The sequence below is a fragment of the Aquamicrobium sp. YD-1-mutant5 genome (genome assembly GCF_059509755.1).
Genome location: NZ_JCAKKP010000037.1, coordinates 1 through 5,776, shown reverse-complemented (window position 1 = coordinate 5,776; position 5,776 = coordinate 1). Strand labels below are relative to the sequence as shown.

General features: G+C 58.8%; 5 protein-coding genes and 1 pseudogene. 2 read left to right on the top strand and 4 right to left on the bottom strand.

Going from position 1 to position 5,776, the window contains the following annotated elements:
• Window positions 1-170 precede the first annotated feature (170 nt).
• The 4 genes and pseudogenes from AC5XE7_RS20605 to AC5XE7_RS20590 all read right to left on the bottom strand — a co-directional run.
• Window positions 171-800, bottom strand: a pseudogene (locus tag AC5XE7_RS20605) (IS701 family transposase); the annotation flags it as partial.
• Between the two features lie 203 nt (window positions 801-1,003).
• A complete protein-coding gene (gene hutC, locus AC5XE7_RS20600) occupies window positions 1,004-1,750 on the bottom strand; it encodes a histidine utilization transcriptional repressor HutC (RefSeq protein ID WP_495367409.1) in 747 nt (248 codons plus the stop codon).
• Window positions 1,751-1,919: 169 nt separating this feature from the next.
• A complete protein-coding gene (hisC, locus tag AC5XE7_RS20595; RefSeq protein ID WP_495367410.1) occupies window positions 1,920-3,029 on the bottom strand; it encodes a histidinol-phosphate transaminase in 1,110 nt (369 codons plus the stop codon).
• A gap of 95 nt (window positions 3,030-3,124) precedes the next feature.
• Entirely contained in the window at window positions 3,125-3,604 is a 480-nt protein-coding gene (locus tag AC5XE7_RS20590; protein ID WP_495367411.1) for a RidA family protein, read from the bottom strand.
• Window positions 3,605-3,944: 340 nt separating this feature from the next.
• Between AC5XE7_RS20590 and AC5XE7_RS20585 the strand changes: the two genes are divergently transcribed.
• Window positions 3,945-4,700 carry a creatininase family protein gene (locus tag AC5XE7_RS20585; RefSeq protein WP_495367412.1) on the top strand — a complete coding sequence of 252 codons (756 nt, stop codon included), beginning with the start codon at window positions 3,945-3,947 and terminating at the stop codon, window positions 4,698-4,700.
• A 185-nt stretch (window positions 4,701-4,885) separates the two neighbouring features.
• The gene (locus tag AC5XE7_RS20580) at window positions 4,886-5,704 is read left to right on the top strand and encodes a transporter substrate-binding domain-containing protein (protein ID WP_495367413.1); all 819 of its coding nucleotides are present in this window, start codon (window positions 4,886-4,888) and stop codon (window positions 5,702-5,704) included.
• Window positions 5,705-5,776 lie beyond the last annotated feature (72 nt).

The following is a 5,776-nucleotide window of genomic DNA, read 5'->3' as shown; positions in this document are numbered from 1 at the left end:
CCGTGCCACAACGGGAAGTACGGCGATATGCGCGCCATCTGGCACTCGCTCAGCAGAAACAAATCACCCATCACGGCCTCCTTCAGCAAAGACCGTGAATCACAGATCAAACCAAATTAATAGGTCCTGAGCCTAGGCTCCAGCGCTGGTTTGGTTGGTCCGGCACGATGATCGGACGGCGTGTTCCCAAAGGGCACGTTCGAAGCAACCGCTCGCTCGATCATCGTCAGCGCCAGAGCAGGCTTGGTGGCAAAGTTGGTATTGTCTGGCACATGGCACCTGGCCATACGCGCGGCGGCGTCCGTCCAGGCCTTCGGCAGATAGAGCGCCCGGTCGATGAAGGCATGGCCATGGTGCGAGACGTAGGAGGCGAAGACGCCGATCTGGCAATTGGTGATCTTGTCCGCCGAGCCGGTGTATTGCCGGCCAACCCCACAGGACGCCTTGCCCTGCTTGAGCAAGCCGGTCTCATCAAGCACCAGAACAGCGCCAGGATCGGCCAGTGTCTCCAGAGCATAATCACGCACGATATCACGCAGTGCGTCCGCATCCCACTGCCCGCGGCCCAGGATTGCCTGCTGCCGCCACGGGCCGGCATCGCCGGCGGCTTCCGCCCGCATCCAGCCTGTCTTGCGGCGCTCCTCACCAAGCAGCCCGTCCAGAAACTGCACCGCCGAAACCGCAACGAGCTCCTGGGTGAACAGCCGCCGCATCCGCCCCTTCACATCCCGCAGCGAGGACGCCCAAAGCTCCAGCGTCGTCTCGATCGATGCACCTGTCATCCATGACCTCCGAATCATGGAAACCCATGGATTCGGGAGTCGAAAAAACGCAACTGTAATGCTAAGGCAAGACAGCGCCGCAGTGACAGGCCTCGCTGTCAGCATCCGGCAGCCGGTAACGGCCGATCCTGCGGAACCTCACATGCATCGGGATCAGATACTCTTAGCGGCCCCTGAGATGGCGGCGCACAATGCCTCGACCGTCCGGGGCGTCTTCGTCCCTATATGACCCCGTCGGAGAAGACATAGCTTCCGTAAAGCTTGTAGGTTCTTTCGCCGAAGATCTGCCGGACATGAGTAAGAATCTGGCCACTGCGTTTCGTTCGTCGCTCGACGACGAGACAGGCCGCACCCTCAGGCAGATTCAGAACACCGGCCTGTTCGGCATCAGCATTTATGCAGCTGATGGAGTGCTCAGATTGCGTCCATGGAATATGCGTGAGGAGCCATGAACTTGGCGGCGTTGATGCGAAATCAACGATGGAGGCCTCCGGCACGGAAGACGTGTTGATGATGCGGTCTTCCAGCGCAAACGGTATGCCATCGGCAAAATGACGGCATGTTATCGTGATGACGGAAACCCTCTTTGCCCCCTCCAGACGCAGCGAATCTTCCTTGTTCGCAACACGGCGGCTCAGCGAGATAAGTTCGTAATTATAGCTCTTCTGGCTTGAAATGATCTCGGCCTGTATGTCAGGCAGCTTGAGAAAGGTGGAGTGCGTGCCCGGATAAGCAACGAAAGAGCCGAGCTTGCGGCGCCGCTCGATCAGCCCGCTTTCGACAAGCCGGGTCAGCGCATTGTTGACGGTCATGCGCGAGCAGCCATAAGCGGCCATCAGCTCGCGCTCGAAGGGTATCCTGAAACCCGGAGGCCACCTGCCGGACAGAATATTAGCTTCGATGTCGGCTCTGATACGCTGGTTTAAAGGATTGCGCTTATCGGGGGATTCCTGGTCACGATTGCGCATTGCCCTTATAGTTCCGCCCTGTTCTGTCTTGTGAATGTAAAAATATGTTCAGGACAGTATATATTTCCCAAGACATGGCATGCTCAAACACAGGATGCAATCCTCTCCCGAAGTCGTCTTCGTCGGAACCTGAAGGCGGGATGGAACTCCGGAAAGGATGGCAAGACCGCTATTTTCCAAATATCTCCAGATGGCAATCCAGGAACCAGTCATTGTCCTCAGGCAAGCCAATGCTGACCCGCGCGAAGTTTTCGTATCCCGCCTGCTTCCACGGCTTCAGGATGACACCTCTTTGCAGAAGCTGCTCGCAGAATTCGACGGCGTTGGTTCCGCAATCGAAGAACAGGAAATTGCCTCTGGAGGAGGCGACACGACAGCCGCGATCCTGCAACACCTTCATCACCCGCACGCGCTCGCTTTTTGCAAGAGCAACGACGCTCTCCACATGGGCGGGATCGCCCAGCGCCGCCAGCGCGGCAGCCTGTGCCGCGAGGTTGGTATTGAAAGGGGTGCGTGCGCGATCCAGCAGGCCGCACAGCTTCGCATCTCCGGCGACAGCATAGCCGATCCGCAATCCGGCCAGTCCCCACGCCTTTGAAAAAGTGCGCAATGTGATCCAGTGTTTGTCGCTTGCCGCGAGAAGGCGCAGCACATCGGGGAAATCAGGCCCGCTTGCATATTCGATGTAGGCCTCATCGAGGACCAGAAGGGTTTCAGGCTTCAGCGCATCGATGACCCGCTGCATCTGAGCGGTATCGAGCCAGCTTCCGACCGGGTTCATCGGATTGGAGAACATGGCCATGCGCGGCCCTGCGGAAAGCGCCGCAACCAGAGCGTCGACGTCTATCGTCAATTCATCGAGCAGACCGACCCGTTCGACCTTTGCCTCCATAAGATGCGTGTAATCTTCATGGAGAGGGAAGGATGGGTAAAGCGTCACCACCGTCTCGCCAGGAGACAGAACGGCCCGGCAGATGATGCTCAGAAGATCTTCCGAGCCATTGCCGAGAATGACCTGATCGGATGAAACATCGAGATACCGGGCAATGGCATCGCGCAGCGAGCGGCCGGAGGGGTCGGGATAGAGCTGAGGCGCCTGCAGGGCTTTCATGCAGGCCTCCCCCACAGCAGGGCTCGGCCCAACGGGGTTTTCGTTTGATCCCAGCTTGGCGATACGCTCGACCTTATAGCGGGTCCGGACCTCGTCCAGAGTCAACCCGGAATTGTAAGGAGGGATGAGCGTTAGCGCCTTGCGTACGAAGAAATCCGAACCACTCATTTCTTTCCACTCTCCCTGAAAAAGTGTTTTGCGGCCTCCGCCTTCCCGGGCAAATGCCGTCAAGAACACAGGTTTTTCTGCCGCGCGGGCAAACCTCACGCCAGAAGAACTTCGGCCTCCACTTCCACGGGAATACCGAAAGGAAGCTCGGCCACACCGATTGCCGAGCGGGCATGACGCCCGCGCTCGAGGCCGTAAACGTCGATGATGACATCCGAGAAGCCGTTGATGACCTGCGGTATCCGATCGAAGCCTGCAACGCAGTTGACCATGCCGAATACCCGCACCCAGCCTGCCACGCGATCGAGATCGCCCAGCTCGCGCTCCAGACTGCCAAGCACGGTATAGGCCGTGATGCGCGCTGCCTCGTAGGCCTCATCAAAGCTTATCTCAGCTCCGACCCGCCCGCTTTTGCCGGCATAAAGCCCCTCTTCATTGGCCGGGCCATGTCCGGAAATCAGTGCGCGATTGCCCACCACGTGAACCCAGGGAAAAGGCAGCTTGCCATCAGGAAGCCGGGTGGGCGAAGGCAGAGCGATACCGATCTCTTTAAGTCGCTCCGAAATGATACCCATGAAAGCATGCCTTCTTCTTGCCGATAAGAAACAGGCTCTTATCGCGGTTTTTTTATTTCATCATGCTTCACGACGATCGGACACCCCTTTCCGGGTCCGCTGCCCGACCTGATTCCGCAGCTCTGAATTTTTCTTTTGTATATACAAATTATGCGTCCCCGTCAACGCGCCCTCAGGCTGCAATCCGCCAACAATGGCACAAGCATTACGAATTTCAGGATCACATGCCGGCACCACAACTTTTTTTACCTCAGGGCTTCTATTTGTATAGACAAAATGATGGCATTGGCCGATAAGGCAAGCTGAGAGATTTGTTATCCGGAATTGAAGGAGGAGCCTTATGAAGGAAGTGATCGAACTCGGCCGCCTTACCCGCAAGGATGTCGAGGCTCTGGCACCGAACGCAATCGTGGTCCTGCCCATCGGCTCTACCGAACAGCACGGCGAGCACCTGCCACTGCTGACCGACGCCCTGATAGCCGACACGATCTGCCGCCGCGCGCTGGGCGTCGTCGAGACCCCGAGCCCTGTCGTTCTGGCGCCTCTGATGCCGTTCGGCAATTCGCACCATCATCTGTTTGCCTGCGCGATCTCGCTGAGCGCCGACACTTACGTTCGGGTTCTGCGCGACTTCTGCTCCACCCTGAGCCGCTCGGGCTTCAAACGCATACTCTTCGTCAACGGCCACGGCGGCAACGATCAGGCGATGCGGCTGGTCTCCAATGACGTCGTGCTCGACCTGCCCCTCACCGTTGCGGCCTGCTCCTACTGGTCGCTGACGTCCGTGATTGCCGACGCCCCCAAGGTTCAGGGCGGCCATGCGGGCGTCTACGAGACGGCCGTTATGCAGCATATTGCGCCGGACCTCGTCGGCACCCCGAACCCTGATCTTGGCGACACACCGGCGTTTTTCGATCTCGTTCTCAGCGATGGCCTGCTCGTCAATCGCCACAATGAGTGGGCGCGGATCGGAGGTGTCACCGAGCGCCCTGACGATGCAACTGAGGATATGGGCCGGCGTATCGTCGAGGATCGCGCCACGGCACTGGCTGCCGCCATCGCCAGCTTTGACAAAGCCTCTTCAGGCGAAAGCTGAGCCTTGTGAGACCGCTGCCGGCCCCTGTGATTTTCATCAGCGCGGGCTGGCATCTTACCCTGCGGCCCCCGACGGGTGCCGAACATTTTGACGTTCGGGGCCCCCTCCCTGAAGTGGGAGATTGGCCCGCATCGCCCCGAGCAACGATAATTCCTGAAACAACCATGGTCAGCAAGGAGAACGCTATGACCTTATCAAGGATGCTCAAATCCGCATTTGCGGGTGTCGCGCTGCTGGCGCTTGCAGCCCCGGCCAGCGCCGACCAACTCGATGACGTGAAGGCAGCAGGAAAGATCCTGACTTCCGTCGACATGCATTTCACGCCCTTCGGCATGGTGGTCAACGGCAATTACGAAGGTCTCAACAAAGACCTGTTCGACGAGGTCGCCAAGGAAATCGGCGTCGAGCCGGTCTATCAGGACATTCCATGGCCGGCCCAGCTTCCGGGCATGGAAGTCGGAAAATTCGACATCGTGACCACCGCCGCGGCGATATCGCCCGAGCGTCTGGAGCGCTACGCTTTTACGCTTCCCGTCATCTATGCACCTGTCGGCCTCATTCGCCTCGCCTCCAAAGAAGACGTGCGCAAGCCTGAGGATCTCAAGGGCAAGGTCGCCGGCGCCATACAGGGCTCCACTCAGGCCAAGAAGCTGCATGCGTTCAGCGAAGAAATCGGCGGCATCACCATCAAGGAATACGGCACCATCGACGAAGCCTATGCCGATCTCGCGGCCGGCCGCCTCGACGCCGTCGCCGGAACGCTTCCGATCCTGGCCTATCTGGTCAAGACGCGCCCTGAGACTTTCGCCCTACTGGAGCCAGCCGAGATTGGCGAACCCGATTACCTGGCATGGGTGGGCCGCAAGACGGAAGACAGCGCAAGCTTTGTGAAAGCCGTCAACGACGCTATCCTCAAGATGACCGATGACGGCCGCATGAAGGCCATTCAGGAGAAGTGGCTGGGCACCTATACCGAGCTGCCACGCGAAGTCCCCACCAAGTAAGTTCTGACATGCGGGCGGGGCTTGCCTCGCCCGCATTGCCTTGCGCATTTTGCGCGCCGAATGAAAACTCAG